Source organism: Ectorhizobium quercum (assembly GCF_026552795.1).
In the GTDB taxonomy this organism is placed as follows: domain Bacteria; phylum Pseudomonadota; class Alphaproteobacteria; order Rhizobiales; family Rhizobiaceae; genus Ectorhizobium; species Ectorhizobium quercum.
This window is the reverse complement of record NZ_JANFPI010000018.1, coordinates 2,501-5,000: the sequence shown is the minus strand read 5'-3', so window position 1 is coordinate 5,000 and position 2,500 is coordinate 2,501. Positions and strand designations below refer to the sequence as shown.

The window sequence follows — 2,500 nt, the reverse complement described above, 5'->3', positions numbered from 1 at the left end:
TCTATACGGCGGAGCTGTTTCCTGGAACCCCATCACCGCAAGCTCAATCCAATAAGAACTTACGATTTACGGGATCCGTCACTACCGCCAGGCCCACGAATATTAACGTGGTTCCCATCGACTACGCATTTCTGCCTCGCCTTAGGGGCCGGCTAACCCTGCTCAGATTAACTTTAAGCAGGAACCCTTGGTCTTTCGGCGAGGGGGTCTCTCACCCCCTTTGTCGTTACTCATGTCAACATTCGCACTTCCGATACCTCCAGGGGTCCTCACGGATCCCCCTTCGCAGGCTTACGGAACGCTCCGCTACCACACGATCATAAGATCGTATCCTCAGCTTCGGTGCATGGCTTCAGCCCCGTTACATTTTCGGCGCAAAGACCCTTGTTTAGACCAGTGAGCTGTTACGCTTTCTTTAAATGATGGCTGCTTCTAAGCCAACATCCTGGTTGTTTTGGGATCCTCACATCCTTTCCCACTTAGCCATGACTTGGGGACCTTAGCTGGAGGTCAGGGTTGTTGCCCTCTTCACGACGGACGTTAGCACCCGCCGTGTGTCTGCCGAGTAGTACTCCACGGTATTCGCAGTTTGGTTAGGATCAGTAAGACGGTGAGTCCCCATAGCCCATCCAGTGCTCTACCCCCGTGGGTATTCGCTCGACGCTCTACCTAAATAGATTTCGCGGAGAACCAGCTATTTCCGAGTTTGATTGGCCTTTCACCCCTAGCCACAAGTCATCCCAATCTATTGCAACAGATGCGGGTTCGGCCCTCCAGTTGGTGTTACCCAACCTTCAGCCTGCTCATGGCTAGATCACTCGGTTTCGGGTCTAATGCAACTAACTCAATCGCCCTGTTCAGACTCGCTTTCGCTGCGCCTACACCTACCGGCTTAAGCTTGCTAGTTACACTAAGTCGTTGACCCATTATACAAAAGGTACGCCGTCACTCTTGCGAGCTCCGACTGCTTGTAGGCATCCGGTTTCAGGTTCTATTTCACTCCCCTTGTCGGGGTGCTTTTCACCTTTCCCTCACGGTACTGGTTCACTATCGGTCATGCACGAGTACTTAGGCTTGGAGAGTGGTCTCCCCATGTTCAGACAGGATTTCACGTGTCCCGCCCTACTCAAGGACAATGACTGTTCTACGTGTACGGGGCTATCACCCGCTACGGCCGAACTTTCCAGATCGTTCCACTTTATTCATCATTGCCACTGGCCTGGTCCGCGTTCGCTCGCCACTACTTGCGGAGTCTCGGTTGATGTCCTTTCCTGCAGGTACTTAGATGTTTCAGTTCCCTGCGTTCGCTTCTAACCCCTATGGATTCAGAGTTAGATACCCCTTAGCAATTCCTGGAAACCTGTGCTGTTGTCCCGTCCTCACGCTGTCGCGGCTTTCAGCCGCTACGCTCCGGACCGGGCGGCGCATCAGCGCCGGCGGCCGTTCGGCCTTGCGAAGTGCAAAAGCACTTCGAGCCCTCGTCCCCCAACAGGAACAGGGCCAGTCCAACAAAACAGATTTCCCAGGAATTAGAGGTGGGTTTCCCCATTCGGAGATCCATGGATCAAAGCTCATTCGCAGCTCCCCACGGCTTTTCGCAGCGTATCACGTCCTTCTTCGCCTGTGCATGCCAAGGCATCCACCAAATGCCCTTACGACACTTAATCGTTCTCATTGCCAATGCTCATCATTTATTGGATCTGGAATTCTTAATCCTTCTCGCTTGCGCTCAAAGGGGTTCCAGATCCGGCCATACGGACAAGCCGCATGTGCCAGACCCAAAGTCCCGGCTACCTTTTACAACCAGGACATTCATGATGCCATCGACGCGTTCGATCCGGTCCCTTTCAAAAAGATGCTACGCCGAGCAGCATCCGGGCCGGATCTTAAGACCAGCTTCTCGAGATAACATCCGGTGATGCGCGGTCAGGCAACACCAATCCAGCATCCGGCCAGAAGCAACTCTCGTCGCCAACAACCGAACGCCTTTCGGACAAAGCTTCCTTCCACCCCAAGAACCTCCATCCTCTCCGGCCGGCTAGGCCATCAACGATATCACGGGCTCAAGGTCCGGACGTTCAAGGCACAAACCCCGAACACCTGGAAGCCTCCAGACGTATCTTCTCTTCACAATTTTTGCAGAACAGGCGCCGTCGCGTCCCCAAACGGAGACAAGGCGCAAACCTTATTTTCTTCCAAGACAAGATAACCAAAAACCATACCGGGAGGAACCCAACCGGCGAAGCCGCAAGGGCCTCGCGCCCGTCGGCCACGTTTGGCCGCGCCGTCCGCAGGCAGCGACCGCAAGGTCGCGTCCGCCGCGAGGACAAATCAAATGGTGGAGCTGAGCGGGATCGAACCGCTGACCCCCTGCTTGCAAAGCAGGTGCTCTCCCAGCTGAGCTACAGCCCCAATCCGTATCCACTCTCCCAACACCACCGTATCCAGCCCGGCGAAGCCGCAAGGCCGTCGCCGCTCGTCCGGCAGGCCGTCCGCAGCG

General features: G+C 55.2%; 1 tRNA gene and 1 rRNA gene (1 of these 2 only partly in view). Both read right to left on the bottom strand.

Annotation, left to right across the window (positions count from 1 at the left end):
• Window positions 1–1,667 (bottom strand): 23S ribosomal RNA (locus NOF55_RS23395); it reaches 1,264 nt to the left of the window's first position.
• Between the two features lie 669 nt (window positions 1,668–2,336).
• A tRNA-Ala gene (locus tag NOF55_RS23390) sits at window positions 2,337–2,412 on the bottom strand.
• Between the last annotated feature and the right edge of the window lie 88 nt (window positions 2,413–2,500).